This is a genomic window from Geomesophilobacter sediminis (genome assembly GCF_016458275.1).
Classification (GTDB): Bacteria; Desulfobacterota; Desulfuromonadia; order Geobacterales; family Geobacteraceae; genus Geomesophilobacter; species Geomesophilobacter sediminis.
Genome location: NZ_JAEMHM010000002.1, coordinates 151,754 through 166,568, shown reverse-complemented (window position 1 = coordinate 166,568; position 14,815 = coordinate 151,754). Strand labels below are relative to the sequence as shown.

General features: G+C 62.8%; 11 protein-coding genes. 5 read left to right on the top strand and 6 right to left on the bottom strand.

What is annotated here, in order from left to right; genetic code table 11:
- Positions 1-204 precede the first annotated feature (204 nt).
- Positions 205-1,230, bottom strand: a complete 1,026-nt coding sequence (gene queA / locus JFN93_RS02450; protein ID WP_199382403.1) for a tRNA preQ1(34) S-adenosylmethionine ribosyltransferase-isomerase QueA — start codon at positions 1,228-1,230, stop codon at positions 205-207.
- Complete coding sequence (locus JFN93_RS02445) at positions 1,231-2,337, bottom strand: SpoIID/LytB domain-containing protein (RefSeq protein WP_199382402.1); 1,107 nt, start codon at positions 2,335-2,337, stop codon at positions 1,231-1,233.
- 309 nt (positions 2,338-2,646) lie between these two features.
- Here JFN93_RS02445 and JFN93_RS02440 point away from each other — a divergent pair, with 309 nt between their 5' ends.
- The 4 genes from JFN93_RS02440 to JFN93_RS02425 all read left to right on the top strand — a co-directional run bounded on the left by JFN93_RS02440 (position 2,647) and on the right by JFN93_RS02425 (position 7,373).
- Entirely contained in the window at positions 2,647-4,755 is a 2,109-nt protein-coding gene (locus tag JFN93_RS02440; protein ID WP_199382401.1) for an HD domain-containing phosphohydrolase, read from the top strand.
- Positions 4,756-4,903: 148 nt separating this feature from the next.
- Positions 4,904-5,866 (top strand): ABC transporter ATP-binding protein, encoded by a 963-nt coding sequence (locus JFN93_RS02435; protein WP_328753459.1) that lies wholly within the window; start codon positions 4,904-4,906, stop codon positions 5,864-5,866.
- The gene (locus JFN93_RS02430; protein ID WP_199382399.1) at positions 5,859-6,839 is read left to right on the top strand and encodes an ABC transporter ATP-binding protein; all 981 of its coding nucleotides are present in this window, start codon (positions 5,859-5,861) and stop codon (positions 6,837-6,839) included. The genes JFN93_RS02435 and JFN93_RS02430 overlap by 8 nt, the downstream gene beginning before the upstream one ends.
- A gap of 252 nt (positions 6,840-7,091) precedes the next feature.
- Positions 7,092-7,373, top strand: coding sequence for an ArsR/SmtB family transcription factor (locus tag JFN93_RS02425; protein ID WP_199382398.1), 282 nt, complete (start codon positions 7,092-7,094; stop codon positions 7,371-7,373).
- Here the strand turns inward: JFN93_RS02425 and JFN93_RS02420 are convergent, their stop codons facing one another.
- The 4 genes from JFN93_RS02420 to JFN93_RS02405 form a co-directional block, all read right to left on the bottom strand.
- Entirely contained in the window at positions 7,374-8,708 is a 1,335-nt protein-coding gene (locus tag JFN93_RS02420; protein WP_199382397.1) for a TldD/PmbA family protein, read from the bottom strand.
- 173 nt (positions 8,709-8,881) lie between these two features.
- On the bottom strand, positions 8,882-9,334 hold the full coding sequence (locus tag JFN93_RS02415; protein WP_199382396.1) for an N-acetyltransferase: 453 nt from the start codon (positions 9,332-9,334) through the stop codon (positions 8,882-8,884).
- Entirely contained in the window at positions 9,331-10,992 is a 1,662-nt protein-coding gene (recN, locus tag JFN93_RS02410; RefSeq protein WP_199382395.1) for a DNA repair protein RecN, read from the bottom strand. Before recN ends, JFN93_RS02415 begins: the two co-directional genes overlap by 4 nt.
- 286 nt (positions 10,993-11,278) lie before the next feature.
- Complete coding sequence (locus tag JFN93_RS02405) at positions 11,279-12,142, bottom strand: NAD(+)/NADH kinase (protein ID WP_199382394.1); 864 nt, start codon at positions 12,140-12,142, stop codon at positions 11,279-11,281.
- Positions 12,143-12,283: 141 nt separating this feature from the next.
- Here JFN93_RS02405 and JFN93_RS02400 point away from each other — a divergent pair, with 141 nt between their 5' ends.
- On the top strand, positions 12,284-14,779 hold the full coding sequence (locus tag JFN93_RS02400) for a glycogen/starch/alpha-glucan phosphorylase (RefSeq protein WP_199382393.1): 2,496 nt from the start codon (positions 12,284-12,286) through the stop codon (positions 14,777-14,779).
- The last annotated feature ends 36 nt before the right edge of the window (positions 14,780-14,815 follow it).

Genomic DNA, 14,815 nt, shown 5'->3' with positions numbered 1-14,815 from the left:
CCGGACATCCGTCAAGTCCCCCTTTGCGAAGGGGGATTTAGGGGGATTTGCTTTAAGGTTTTAATGGGGGATAAGCAAATCCCCTCCCGCCCAACTTGGTCGAAGGGGGGAGTTGTCGGGGCCGTATCTCAAAGCCACCTGCGGCACATTAGATAATCTTTCGTCAGATGGCCGTTATTCTTAAACTTTTTTTGCCTAGGTCTTTTAGCCGATGAACATCGCGTCGCCGTAGCTGAAAAACCGGAAGCGCCGCTGCACCGCCTCGGCATATGCCGCGAGCATCCGCTCCTTCCCCGCGAAAGCGCAGACCAGCATGAAGAGGGTCGACTTCGGGAGGTGAAAGTTGGTGAAGAGCGCGTCGACGGCGCGGAAGCGATGCCCCGGGAGGATGAAGATGTCGGCCTCCCCCGGCCCGCTCTTGATTTCGCCCAAGGAAGCCGCGTGCTCCAGCGCCCGAAGCGTCGTCGTACCCAGCGCGATCACCCGCCCGCCCCGTTGCCGGGTTCGCTGCAGGGCGGCCACCGTCTCCTCGGGGATCCGGTAGGACTCGCGGTGCATGGTATGTTCGGCAAGCGCCTCCACCCGGACCGGCATGAAGGTGCCGAGCCCCACGTGGAGGGTGAGCGAAGCGATCTCGGTACCGCGGGCGCGGATCTGCCCCAAAAGCTCCTCGGTGAAGTGCAGCCCCGCGGTCGGCGCCGCCACCGCCCCGCGCTCCCGGGCGAAGACGGTCTGGTAACGCTCCCGGTCCGCCCCTTCCGGTTCCCGCTTGATGTACGGGGGAAGCGGCAACCGCCCTACCCGCTCCAGCCACTCATGGAAGTCGTCGAAGCCTGCGAAGCGGACCCGCCATTCCCCCTCGCCGCGGGAAAGCACCGTCGCGGTCACCCCCTCGGCAAGCTCGACGACGCAGCCGTCGGAAGGTGATTTCGAGGCCTTGATCAGTGCGCTCCAGATCTCGGAGTCGCCCCCTTCCCGGCGCACCAGGAAGATCTCCACCTTGCCGCCGCTGCTCTTCTTGCCGAAGAGCCGGGCCGGGATCACCCGGGTGTCGTTCAAAACCAGGAGGTCGTCGGGGCGAAAAAGCGCCGCGCAGTCGGCGACGACGGTTTCCCCGATGGCGCCGCTTTCGCGGTTCAGGGTCATCACCCGTGATGCGTCGCGGCGCTGGGCGGGGTGCTGCGCGATCAGCTCCGGGGGGAGCGGATAATCGAAATCGGAAAGAAACATCTAGTAATCGGACACCTTGGCGAGCTTCACCCCGGGATAGTAATAGGTGAGGATCTCGCGATAGCTGAAGCCATCGGCCGCGCGCTGTTTGGCACCCCATTGGCAGAGGCCGACGCCGTGGCCGCTCCCCACCCCGGCGATGACGCATTCGTCGCCTGAGACGCGGAGTTCGAAATTGGTGCTCTTCACGAAGCTGTAGCCGAGTGCCTTGCGGAAGCCGACCCCGGGAACCGCGGTGTTGCCGCGAGAGGAGACGACACCGACCTCCTCGACCCTGCCGCTGCGGTTTCTCCCGAGCACCTTGAGGTCCCGGATCGTGCCGACCGGGTAGCCGGCCGCACGCAGCCCTGACTCCAGCTTCTTCAGCGAGACGGTCTGCTCCCAGCGGGAGGGGTTCGCCTCGCCGCAGTAGCTGCAGGGTACGCCGTGCAGGTAGGGGACCGACTGGCCCCAGACGTTTTCGGCGTCCTCGGTGTGGCCGCCGCAGTTGGAATGGTAGAAGGCCTGGATCACCCTGCCGTCGTAGGTGAGCACCTCCCCCGCCGTCTCCTGGACCCCGCGCGCCGCGCGACTGTCCTCGCCGTCGGCGCCATCGTAGACCTGGTCCATCACGCTCGACTCCAACTGGTAGGGGGCTCCCCGCCGCGCCGCCTTCTGGTACATGGCATAGGAGCGGGCGATGACCGCCTGGGCCTTCACCGCCTCGATGGGCCAGGCCGAGGAGATCTCGCAGTTGATGAGCCCGACCAGGTATTCCTCCAGGCCGAGTTCATTGACAACCAAAAGCCCCTTGTCGGAGGGGCTGATATCAAGCAGTCCGCGGTATCCCTTTCCGTTCACCGTGACCCGCTGGGGGGCGGAGACGATGAGCCGGCGCAGGGTTTTGCCGTTCACCAGGATCCCGTCCCGGCCGCGACGCAGCTCGAACGGGGGCTCCAGGTCCAGCGGCATGGTCCCATCGGTTAAGAGGAGACCGGAACCATCGACCCGCACGCTCTCCGCTCCCTTGAGCAGGGCGACCCGGATCGTTTCCGGTCGCGGAGAGGCGATGCTCCCCCCGGCAACCAGGGAGAGCATCAGTATGATCAAGATCCGAAAACGGTTCATGTGCGGCACAATGAGTGGATTTACCCTTTCTAAAAAGCCTCAGATATTAATCATAGAACACCCTGCGAAGTCAATCATTTTGTCTGGCACGACGGGCGCTTCGGTTGGCTCGCGACTTGCTTTAATTAGAACCCTGGCTTGCGCTCTTTAATCTTACCACTGATTCCCGGAAACGCGGAGCCGGCGCGGGAAAAAAGGTAACACTCAACCCGGGTGCAATGGCGAAATCTGTTGTGGTTTCCCGCGAATTACGCTATATCGCTTCTACGTTTCGGCGATTTGGCAGAGAATCCGCTGAGCAGGGGGGGTATGTACAGCTCGCTCAAGGTGAAAATTCTAACGTTGATCACCGTTATCCTGGTGGTGATCTTCTCCACGGCGGCCTACCTCAACTACCAGAAACAAAAGGAGATGCTCCAGGAGATCGCCAACCGCAACACGGCGGTCCTCATCGAGACGATCCGCAGCAGCATCGGCAACGCCATGCTCTCCGGCCGCTCCGACGAGATCGCCAACATCTTCGCCCGCATCAAATCCCGCGAGTTCGTGAAGTCGATCCGCATCATCGACACCAACGGACGGGTCCTCAATTCGGCGGTCAAGGAAGAGATCGGGAAGATGGTCCCCGACCTCGACGAGCGCGCCATCCCGAGAAACTACAACTTCTTCAGCCATGACGGGGTCTTCGAATCCTACGCCCGCATCGGCAACGCCCCCCAATGCTACAAGTGCCACTCTCCGTCCAAGGACACCCTGGGCCTCTTGGAGATCCGGCTCTCCCTCGATTACATGACCGGCTTTCTGGAGGGTGAGCGCGAGACCGCCATCATCGCCTGCCTGCTCCTCACCCTGCTCGTCTCCGGGATCATCGCCCTCTTCCTGACCGGCTACGTGGAACGCCCGATCCGCCGCCTGATCTCCTACATGAAGGAGGTCGAAAACGGCCGCTTCGACCAACAGATCGCCCTCAAGGGGAGCATCGAGATGAGCACCCTCGGCGAGAGCTTCAACCTGATGGTGGGTCGGCTCAAGGGCCTGATCGACTCCACCTGCGCCCAGGAACGGGAACTGGCCCGGGCCCAGGAGAACCTCAAGCACCACCAAGAGACCGACGCGATGAACGCGCGGCTCGAGGAGCAGATCCGGGAAATCGAGAACTTGAACGTCTCCCTGGAGGAGCGGATCGAGGAGATCGAGGAGGCGAACTACAAGATCGCCGACCTCGCCGGCGAGCTCGAGGACAAGAACACCAACCTGGAGAAGGCGGTCACCAAGCTCTCCACCCTGTACCGGCTCGGCCTGGCGATCAACGGCACCATGGAGATCGACAGCCTGCTCAACCTGGTGGTGAAGACGACCATCGATACCATGCAGGCCCAGATCGGTTACGTCGTCCTCTACGACGCCGAGCGCGGTTCGCTGAGCGTCACCAATATCATGGGGAACGACCGGCCGATCCCGAACGGGACCCGGATCCCGATGAAGCGCTCCAGCGTCTCCACCTGGGTCATCGAAAACCGCAAGCCGCTCCTCATCGCCGACATCGAGGCATCGCCGCACTTCGACCGGATTTCCGCGCTCGGCTTCGAGACCAAAAGCGCGATCTGCGTGCCGCTCATGGTGAAAGAGGAGATCATCGGAACCATCACCGTCATCAACAAGGTGAACAACACCAAGTACAACCATGAAGAACTGGAGCTGTTGAGCACCATCGCCGCCCAGGCGAGCATCGCGATCAAGAATGCCAAGCTCTACGACGAGCAGCAGAAGACCTACCTGAACACGATCCAGGCGCTGGTCTCCGCCATCGAGGCCAACGACAGCTACACCCGTGGCCACTCCGAACGGGTCACCCGCTACTCCCTGGCCATCGCCCGGAAGCTGGAGCTCCCCCAGGAGCGCCTGGAGGTGATCGAGCGGGCGGCGATCCTGCACGACATCGGCAAGATCGGGATCAACATGGCGCTGCTCAACAAGAAGGACGAGCTCACCCCGGAGGAGGTCGCCGAGCTGCGGCAGCACCCCTCCATCGGGATGAAGATCCTGGAGCCGATCGAGTTTCTCCACGACGTGCGCCTTTGCATCGGGCAGCACCACGAGCGGTTCGATGCCCAGGGCTACCCGGGCCGGCTCGGGGGGGACCGCCTCCTTTTGGAATCGCGCATCCTCGCCATCGCCGACGCCTTCGACGCCATGACCTCGGAGCGCCCCTACCGCAAGCCGCTCGGGCTTGCCGACGCGATCCAGGAGCTCAGAGACCACGCCGGAGCCCAGTTCGATCCCGGGCTGGTGCCGATCTTCATCACCATTCTCAAAGATCCCGACTTCGTCGCGGACCTGCCGCGTCCGGCGGCGCCGGCCGAGCCGGTCGTCCCCGTCGCCCCCCAGGATTGTGCCCCCGGCCGATTCGTGGTATAAAGGGGGACCTGCCCTTTTCGGGGCAACCTACTGAAATAACTCAATGAACGTCGCAGGGCGGGCAGCGCCTCCCCGCCATTACCAACCCATCGGGTCGACCGCGTGGGCACCGGGTGTCCACCTTACGGCTACCGCGAACGGAGTTTCCGTGGCTCTTCTGGAAATTAAAGGTCTCTCGACGCACTTCTCCCTTCCCCGGGGCATCCTCAAGGCCGTGGAGCGGGTCGACCTGACCGTAGAGCGCGGCGAGACGCTGGCCCTGGTCGGAGAGTCCGGTTCGGGCAAGAGCATCACCGCCGCCTCGATCATGCGGCTGGTCCCGCCGCCGGGACGCATCGTCTCCGGGTCGATCCTGTTCGAGGGGGTGGACCTGCTCCAGCTCTCCGAAGATAAGATGCGCGAGATCCGGGGCAACCGGATCGCCATGATCTTTCAGGACCCGATGACCTCGCTGAACCCGGTCTTCACCATCGGGGAGCAGGTCGCCGAGGGGCTCAGGATCCACCGCGGGCTGAACCGCGCCCAGGCCGAGGAAGCCGCCGCGGAGATCCTCGCCCAGGTCGGCATCCCGGCGCCGCGGGAGCGCCTCAAGGATTACCCGCACCAGATGAGCGGTGGGCAGCGCCAGCGCGTGATGATCGCCATGGCGCTCGCCCTCAGGCCGGAACTGGTCATCGCCGACGAGCCGACCACCGCGCTCGACGTCACGATCCAGGCGCAGATCCTCGAGCTTTTGGACCGGCTCAAGGAAGAGACCCGCATGGGGCTCATCCTCATCACCCACAACCTCGGCATCGTCGCCGAACGCGCCCACCGCACCGCCATCATGTACGCCGGGAGCATCATGGAAAGCGCCCCCACCGAGGAGCTCTTCGCCAACCCGCTCCACCCCTATACCAAGGGGCTCCTCGCCTCGCTGCCGGAAAACGCGAAGCCGGGCCAGGAGCTCGCGACCATCAGCGGCAACGTGCCGGTCCTCTACGGGGGGACTGCCGGCTGTCCGTTTCGGGACCGCTGCCCGATCGGCGATGCCGGCTGCGCTGCGACCTATCCGGAGATGCACGACGCAGGAGGGGGGCACCTGGTCCGGTGCCTGAAAGCTCATGACTGATCTTTTGAGAGCCGAAGGGGTGGAAAAGCAGTTTGCCGCACGGGGCGGGGGGATGTTCGCGCCGCACCAGAGGCTGATGGCGGTGGCGGGAGTGGACCTGGAACTCAATCCCGGGGAAACACTGGGGATCGCCGGGGAGTCGGGGTGCGGGAAATCGACCGTGGCGCGGCTTCTGACCGGCCTGATCCCCCTTTCCGGGGGCCGGGTCACCTACCAGGGCCGGGACCTCGCCGCCTTGAGCCGGGCCGAGATGGCGCTTTTCCGGCGCGAGGTGCAGATGATCTTCCAGGACCCCTTCTCCTCGCTGAACCCGAGGATGCGGGTCTCCGAGATCCTGGCCGAGCCGATGGTGATCCACGGCATCGGCACCGAGGCCCAGCGCCGCGACCGGGTCGATTTCCTGATGAACCGGGTGGGGCTTCTCCCCGAGCAGCTTTCCCGCTTCCCCCACGAGTTCTCCGGGGGGCAGCGCCAGCGGATCGGGATCGCCCGCGCCCTCGCCGTCTCGCCGAAGCTCATCATCGCCGACGAGCCGGTCTCGGCGCTCGACCTCTCGATCCAGGCGCAGATCATCAACCTGCTCCAGGAGGTGAAGCGCGAGCTCGGCCTGGGTTTCCTCTTCATCACCCACGACCTGTCGGTGCTGCGCCACGTGAGCGACCGGATCGCCATCATGTACCTGGGAAGGATCGTCGAAAGCGGCAGCGCCGAGGAGGTCCTGGAGCACCCGCGCCACCCCTACACCGAGGCGCTGCTTGCCGCGATCCCGAGCGTGGACCCGAAAAAGCGCCGCAAGCACGCCGCCCCGAAGGGAGAAATCCCCTCTCCGCTGGCGCCGCCGTCCGGCTGTCCCTTTCACCCGCGCTGTCCCTACGCCGAGGAGCGCTGTCGGGTCGAGCGCCCGGATCTGGTGGAAAAGGATCGTCCCGGGCACCGTGCCGCCTGCCATTTCAGTGAAAAGCTGCCCCGCTGAAGGTTTTCGTTGACAAAACCCCGACCAACATTCAAATATAGTGATTCCTACCATAGTTGATCGCCTGAAGCGATCGGACTTCGAGGTAGAGGGTGCGTCCCACTTTAACCAAGGGGATTCAGGGGGATTTGCCGTCAGGGTTTACCCCCTTCCCAGGTGCTCCGGGAAGGGACCCCAAAGCAAATTGCCCCCAGCCCCCTTTGTCGAAGGGGGAGAGCAAGGCAGGCAGAAGTAATCGAGGAGGAGTTTACGTTGGCTTTCGATACCACGAGGAATTATTCCAAGGAAGCGGAAATACTGAAGGTGCTCGGGCACCCGATCCGGCTGAAGATCGTCTCCGGGCTCTGCACCCAGGAGTGCAACGTCAAGCATATCTGGGAGTGCCTGGGGCTCCCCCAGGCGACCGTCTCCCAGCACCTTGCCCTGCTGAAAAACAAGGGGATCATCGAAGGGACTCGCGACGGGGTCGAGGTGCACTACTCGGTGATCCACCCGCTGGTGCGGAAACTGGTGGACGTCCTGTCGGAAAACTGATCAGCTACCGCTAACGTCGAGTTCGGCGATGCGCAGCGCAGGAGCACCGGTACCACCAAAGAAGCGAAGGTCATCGGCAACCAGGTCTACCCGCTGGAACAGTTCCAGTACGTTTCCGGCTATGGCAATGCCTTTGACCGGATGGACGATCTCACCCCGCTCCACGTAGAAACCGGCAGCACCGACCGAGAAGTCCCCGGAAATCGGGTTGGCGGTATGCATCCCCATCACTTCGGTGATCAGGACCCCCTTTTCCATCCCTTCCCGTAGCGCCTCCGGCGAGGTTTTCCCCTTTTCGACAAAGAGGTTGTGCACCCCGGTGCGCGGGGGACTCCGGAGCGAACCCCGCACCGAATTCCCCGTCGATGCCACCCCCGCTTTCTGTCCCCAGAAGGTGTCGCAGAGAAATCCCTTCAGTTCGCCCGCGCGGACCAGCTCGACGTCCTGCTGCGGTACCCCTTCGCCGTCCCACGGCGCCGTCCCCATCCCCCCGTCCAGAAGACCGTTGTCTCGGACCGAGACCAGCGGTGAGAAGACCTGCTCCCCCACCTTCCCCTTGAAAAGCGACTTCCCCTTTTCGACGTTTTCCACCAGGAACGAGGCCGCGACGATGTCGAGAAGCTGGGTAGCGACGTAGTTGTCGAGGATCACCGGCACCCGCATGGTGGCCATGCTGCGCGCCCCCAGAAGCGACGTCGCCTTGGCGATGGCGCCGCGGGCGATCTTCTCCACGTCGATCCCGGCATAGCCGGTCGCGTAATCGAAGTCCCAGCCGATCTGCGCCGCGCCGTCTGCTTCGGCAACCGCCGAGGCGCTGCAGGAGACGTAGCTGCCGCGGTAGGCGCCGGTGACGCCGAACGAGTTTCTCAGGTAGAGATCAAAGACGCTTTCGCTGTAGCTGCACTTGCGGACCCGTTTTACCCGCGGGTCCCCGGAGAGGGCCAGGCGCTCCAATTGCAGGGCGCGCTCGACCTTTTCCTCGTGGGGAACCTTTTCCAGCTCGGCGTCGTAGATGCCGGACGGCTCCGGGTAGACCTGCGGAAGCGGGAAGGAGTTCGCGGCATCGGGGGTCTGCATCCGGGCCGCGGTGAGGGCCCCTTCCACCATGCGGGAGAGTGCCGCCGGCTCCAGGGTGGTCGAAAAGGAAAACCCGAGGCCGTCCCCCTTGAGCACCCGAATCGCGATGCCGAACGGCTCGGCGACCTTGTAGCTGTCCACCTTTCCTTCCTTGGACTCCAGGGAGAGATCCTTGGAGGAAGAGACCATGATTTCGAATCCGTCAAGCTGCTCGCGCTTTAAAAGCGCCTCGACCGCGTCGGCATGTTGGGAAAGCATAGGAGCTCCTTTCAATTGACAATTGACAATGGACAATTGACAACGAAAAACCTTGAAAAGACGTAAGTAATTGAAAAAGAAAGAGTGCGCCAACTAGTATACGGGAATTAAGCGCACTCTCTCAGCAGATCGGGTTCTACATTGTCAATTGTCAATTGTCCATTGTCAATTGCCTACCCGATTTCAAGGATCATCGCGATCTCGTCGCAGTCGGGGAACTTCGGGCATTTGATGCAGTCGCCCCAGACCTTGTGCGGCAGCTCGGATTTGTCGACCACGCGAAAACCCAGGGTGCCGAAGAAGTCGGGCTTGTAGGTGAGACAGAAAAGCCGCTTCAGCCCCAAGGCGCGCGCCTCTTCGAGACAGGCGTTGACGACCTGGCTCCCGATCCCCCGCCGCCCCGCCTCTTCGGCAACGGCGACGGAACGGATCTCGGCCAGATCCTCCCATACGATGTGCAACGCCGAAACCCCGAGCAGGCCGCCGTCTTCCTCGAAAACGTAGAAGTCGCGCAGGGCCTCGTAGAGCTCCGAAAGGGAACGGGAGAGCATCTCCCCTTTCCCGGCATATTTGGTCAACAGTTTGTGAATGTCCTTAACGTCAGCGATTTTTGCCTTACGAATCACGTTGCTGCCTCCTGAATCAACTCCCGGGCGTGCTCGAGGGTCTTCTCGGTCACCCGCGCCCCCCCCAGCATCCGCGCCACCTCGGCCACCTTGTCGTCGCCGGAAAGCGGGATCACCATGGTGAGGGTCCTTCCGTTTACCACCGACTTCTCCACCTTGAGGTGCCAGTCGGCAAATGCCGCCACCTGCGGCAGGTGCGTGATCGCCAGCACCTGCTGGGAGGACGCCACTTTCTTGAGTTTCTTCCCGACCAGTTCCGAAGTCGCCCCGCCGATACCGGTGTCTACCTCGTCGAAGATGAGGGTCGGCACGTCGCTTTCCGGGTGGAGCTGCTTCAGGGCCAGCATCAAGCGCGAGAGCTCCCCGCCGGACGCGATCTTGGCCAGCGGCTTGGGGGGTTCCCCGGGGTTGGGGGAGAAGAGAAACTCGGCCCGTTCGTAGCCGGCCGCTTTCGGCTCGGAAAAGGTCTCAAAGGAGGTGTCGAAGAGGGAATGCTTCATGGCGAGTTCGCCGAGCTCCCGCTCCATCCCCTTTTTCAGCTCGCCGGCCCCGGCCTGGCGCGCCTTGGTAAGAACGGCCCCCTGACGCGCCATCTCGGCGCGCAGCCGGTCCAGCTTCTCGACCAGCTCCCCCTTGGCCACCTCGCGCCCGGCCAGTTGGGCCAGTTCCGCCTCGATGTCGCGATGGTAGCGGATGACGTCGGCGACGGTCTCGCCGTACTTGCGCTTGAGGCGGTTCAACTGGTCGATCCGGTCGTCGAGCTGCTCCAGCCGGGCCGGATCGGTCTCGATGCGCGCCCCGTAGTCGCGCAGGGTAAGGGAGGCATCCTCCAATTGGGCGTAGGCTCCTTCGAGGGTTTCCAGAACCGGCGCCAGGGAGGCATCGACGCTTCCGGCCTCGGTCACCGAGCTGATCGCCCGGCGTACCCCGCCCAAAACGGCGGCGTCGTTGCCGTAGAGGGTGTCGTAGGCCTGCCCGGTGAGCAGGCGGAGCTTCTCGCCGTGGGCCAGAAGGCGCCGCTCCTCCGCCAGCTCCTCTTCTTCGTTTTCCGACAGCTTGGCCGCGGCGATCTCCTCGCTCTGGAAGGCGAGGATGTCGATGCGGCGCGCCGCCTCGCGCTCCCCTTCCTCCAGTTCCTGGAGCTCGGCGCGGGTGCGGGAGTACTCGTCGAACAGGGTGGCGAAGGTGCTGCGCAGCGGCAGGCAGCCGGCGAAGCCGTCCAAAAGGTGCAGGTGCCGGTCGGTCTTCAAAAGGGTCTGGGACTCGTGCTGCCCGTAGATGTTGATCAAAAGGCGGGCGAGTTCGGCGAGGATGGCGGTCGTCGCGAGCCCGCCGCCGATGAAGACGCGGTTTTTGCCGCCGCGCGAGACCACCCGGCGCACCAGGAGTTCGCCGTCGCAGTCGATCCCCCGCTCGGCAAGCTCGCTCACCAGTTCGGGCCGGTCGGAGAGGTCGAAGACCGCCTCCACGCTCGCCTCCTCGGCCCCGGCGCGGATCAGGTCGGTGCTCGCGCGTCCTCCCAGGATCAGGTTGACCGCGTCGATGATGATCGACTTGCCGGCGCCGGTTTCCCCGGTGAGGATGTTCATCCCCCCGTGGAACTCCACGTGGAGGTTCTCGATGATGGCGAGGTTTTTTATCTGCAGTTCACGGAGCATATGAAACCTTCGTTCGACGTTTTTACCAGATCCAGCCCACCACTACGTCCCCTCCCCTTCACGGGGAGGGACCGGGTGAGGGTGGGGCTCGGTGCGATTTTTCCACTGTCCCCAGCTTCCTTCTTCGTCCACAACACCACCGAAAGGCAAATCCACCCCGCCCCCTTCGCTAAGGGGGGAGTCTTAGGTGCCCCCTGCCACGAAAAAGGGCAGGAAAACGATCCCGCCCATTTTAATCATTGCGATACAAACTGCAAACTGAAATCTTACCCGGCACTTGCAATGCCTAACGCTCTCCCCACTTCAGCTTGGTGCGCAAAACGGAGAAGTAGTCCTTGGTCCGCGACTGCACGAGCAGGGTCCGCTGCTCAGCCTCCCAAATCTGCACCACGTCGCCGTAGGCAAGTTTTACCCCCACCTGCCCGTCCAGGGTCAGGTATACTGCCTCGTCGGCCGTGGTGAGTTCGATGGAGATCTTGGAGCCGGCGGGGATCACCAGCGGCCGGTTGGTCAGGGTATGCGGGCAGATCGGGGTGATCGAGACGCAGTCCAGCGCCGGATGGATGATCGGGCCGTTGGCGGAAAGCGAATAGCCGGTGGAGCCGGTCGGGGTCGAGACGATGAGACCGTCGGCCTTGAAGGTGGTGAGGTAGCGCCCGTCGACCACGGTTTCCAGGTCCACGATCCGCGCCAGCGCCCCCTTGTTGATGACGACGTCGTTCAAAACCCGGTGCCGCTCCAGTTCCGCCCCGTCGCGCTGGATCGAGGCGATGAGCATCATGCGCCGGGTCACCTCGAAGTCGCCGTTCAGGCAGCGTTCCATGGACTGGTAGAGTTCGTCCAGCGTGATTTCGGTAAGAAAGCCAAGGCTCCCGAGGTTCACCGCGAGGATCGGAATCTGGCGGTCCCCCAGGACACGGGCTGCGGCGATCAGGGTGCCGTCCCCGCCCAGTACCACGGCAAGGTCGGTGTCGCGCACGACCTCCTCGCTGTCGGCACTCAAGGCATGGCCGGGGGTGCTGAGCCTTTTGGAGAGGTGATCTTCGACCAGGGCGGTGACGCCCCGGTCGGCCAACCACTCGGTGAGTTCCTCGGCGACGCCGAGGCAGCGGGGGTCATGCACCTTCGCAAAAATAGCGATTTTTTTCATCACAACCCCTTTACCTTACTTGTAATCCTGGATCTAGTAGCATATATACAGTATCATTGTCCACGGTAAACTCCATGAGCCATGGACGCTGGATCAGAGCGGTACCACGCATGTCAATAACGACAGGAACAGGGTGCGCACATGACAGATGAACTGGATGCGATGAACGAACCACTGGACAAGGACATGATCATCATCAAGTCCTTCCTGGAGCATCTGGAATACACGCTGGGCAAAGACAAATACTCCGCGACCAAATACGACCGTTACAACGCTCTTGCCTATGCGGTGCGAAAGTACCTCGTCGAACGCTGGCTCGACACCCAGCAGGCGTATTACAACACCGATAACAAGCGGGTTTATTACATCTCCATGGAATTCCTCATGGGGCGGACCCTGGGGAACAGCCTCATCAACCTCGGGCTCTACGACGATTTCCGCGACGCCATCAACTCGCTCGGCTACGACTTCGAAGAGATCCTCTCCGAGGAGCAGGACGCCGGGCTGGGAAACGGGGGGCTCGGGCGCTTGGCCGCCTGTTTCCTGGATTCCATGGCGACCATGTCCATTCCCGCCTACGGCTACGGCATCCGCTACGAATACGGGATCTTCCGGCAGCAGATCGTGGACGGCGCCCAGGTGGAGATCCCGGACAACTGGCTGCGCTACCGCAACCCCTGGGAGCTCGACCGCCAGGAGCACCTGCATACGGTCAAGTTCTACGGGCGGGTGATCACCACCTTCAACAAGGACAACAAGCTGGTCCGGGAGTGGGTCGACACCGAGGACGTCATGGCGATGGCCTACGACACCCCGATCCCCGGCTACGACACCCAGACGGTCAACACGCTCCGGCTCTGGAGCGCCAAGTCGAGCCGTGAATTCGACCTCAAGTTCTTCAACGAGGGGAACTACATCCGTGCCGTGGAAAAGAAGATGCAGACCGAGACCATCTCCAAGGTCCTCTACCCCGCCGACAACGTCATCGAGGGGAAGGAGCTGCGCTTCAAGCAGGAGTACTTCCTCGCCTCCGCGACGGTGCACGACGTCCTGTACCGCTTCAAGAAGAAGCACACCGATATGCGGCTTCTTCCGGAGAAGGTCGCCATCCAGCTGAACGATACCCACCCTACCCTTGCCATTCCGGAGTTGATGCGGGTCCTCATCGACCTGGAAAACGTGGAATGGGAGGATGCCTGGGCAATCACCAAGAAGACCTTCGCCTACACCAACCACACCATCCTTCCCGAGGCGCTCGAGCAGTGGCCGGTCTGGTTCTTCGAGCAGATCCTGCCGCGCCACCTGCAGATCATCTACGAGATCAACGACTACTTCATGAAGGAGGTGCGCGCCCGTTTCCCGGACGATCCTGACCGGCCGGCGCGGATGTCGATCGTGGAGGAGCACTGGGAGCGCAAGATCCGGATGGCGCACCTTGCCATCGTGGGGAGCCACTCGGTGAACGGGGTCGCGGAGCTGCACTCCCAGATCCTCAGAGAGCGCCTGTTCAAGGACTTCTACGAGATGTACCCGGAGCGGTTCAACAACAAGACCAACGGGATCACCCAGCGGCGCTGGCTGAAGATGGCCAACCCGCCGCTCGCCCACCTGATCGACGATTACATCGGCGACGGCTGGGTCACCGATCTGTACGAGTTGGAGAAGCTGCGCGCGGTGGCGGAGGATCCCGAGTTCTCCCAGCGCTGGCAGGAAGTGAAGCGGTGCAACAAGGAGGAGCTCGCCGCCTACATCCTCAAACACAACGACATCGTGGTGGACCCGAATTCCCTTTTCGACTGCCAGGTGAAGCGGATCCACGAATACAAGCGGCAGCTTTTGAACGTGCTGCACATCATCACCCTCTATAACCGCATCAAGGAAAACCCCGAGGCGGAGGTCACCCCGCGCACCTTCATCTTTGCCGGCAAGGCGGCCCCCGCCTACTTCGCCGCCAAGCTCGTGATCAGGCTCATCAACGGGGTCGCCAAGGTGGTGAACGAGGACCCGGATGTTGCCGGCCGCATCAAGGTGGTATTTCTGGCCAACTACTCCGTCTCGCTCGCCGAACAGATCTTCCCGGCATCCGACCTTTCCGAGCAGATCTCCACCGCCGGGACCGAGGCCTCCGGGACCGGCAACATGAAATTCGCCCTGAACGGCGCCCTCACCATCGGGACCCTGGACGGCGCCAACATCGAGATGGCGGAAGAGGTGCACCGGGAAAACATCTTCATCTTCGGCCTCACCGCCGAGGAGGTCAGCCACCTCAAGGAGCAGGGATACAACCCGAGGGAGTACTACAACGGCAATCCCGAGCTCAAGAAGGCCATCGACATGATCTCCAGCGGTTTCTTCGCCCAGGGGACCCCCGACCTCTTCGTCCCGCTCACCGATTCCCTCATGAACCTGGGGGACAACTACATGCTCCTGGCCGACTACGCCTCGTACATCGCCTGCCAGGAGGAAGTCGGCAAGCTCTTCAGGAACAAAAACGAGTGGGCGCGGCTGGCAATCCTCAACTGCGCCGGCATGGGCAAGTTCTCCAGCGACCGGACCATCGAGGAGTACGCCCGGGAGATCTGGGGGATCAAGCCGATGGACGTGCACCCCGGCACCGTCAACGTAAAGAGGCTGTAGCCGGTGGATCTATTCGAAGCGGCAACCCAAAAGGTC

What these genes read in the sequence shown, in the direction of transcription:
- JFN93_RS02445 (WP_199382402.1), bottom strand. Translation starts at nt 2,337, where the DNA reads ATGAACCGTTTTCGGATCTTGATCATACTGATGCTCTCCCTGGTTGCC.
- JFN93_RS02405 (WP_199382394.1), bottom strand. Translation starts at nt 12,142, where the DNA reads ATGAAAAAAATCGCTATTTTTGCGAAGGTGCATGACCCCCGCTGCCTC.
- JFN93_RS02440 (WP_199382401.1), top strand. Translation starts at nt 2,647, where the DNA reads ATGTACAGCTCGCTCAAGGTGAAAATTCTAACGTTGATCACCGTTATC.
- JFN93_RS02420 (WP_199382397.1), bottom strand. Translation starts at nt 8,708, where the DNA reads ATGCTTTCCCAACATGCCGACGCGGTCGAGGCGCTTTTAAAGCGCGAG.
- recN (WP_199382395.1), bottom strand. Translation starts at nt 10,992, where the DNA reads ATGCTCCGTGAACTGCAGATAAAAAACCTCGCCATCATCGAGAACCTC.
- JFN93_RS02400 (WP_199382393.1), top strand. Translation starts at nt 12,284, where the DNA reads ATGACAGATGAACTGGATGCGATGAACGAACCACTGGACAAGGACATG.
- JFN93_RS02430 (WP_199382399.1), top strand. Translation starts at nt 5,859, where the DNA reads ATGACTGATCTTTTGAGAGCCGAAGGGGTGGAAAAGCAGTTTGCCGCA.
- queA (WP_199382403.1), bottom strand. Translation starts at nt 1,230, where the DNA reads ATGTTTCTTTCCGATTTCGATTATCCGCTCCCCCCGGAGCTGATCGCG.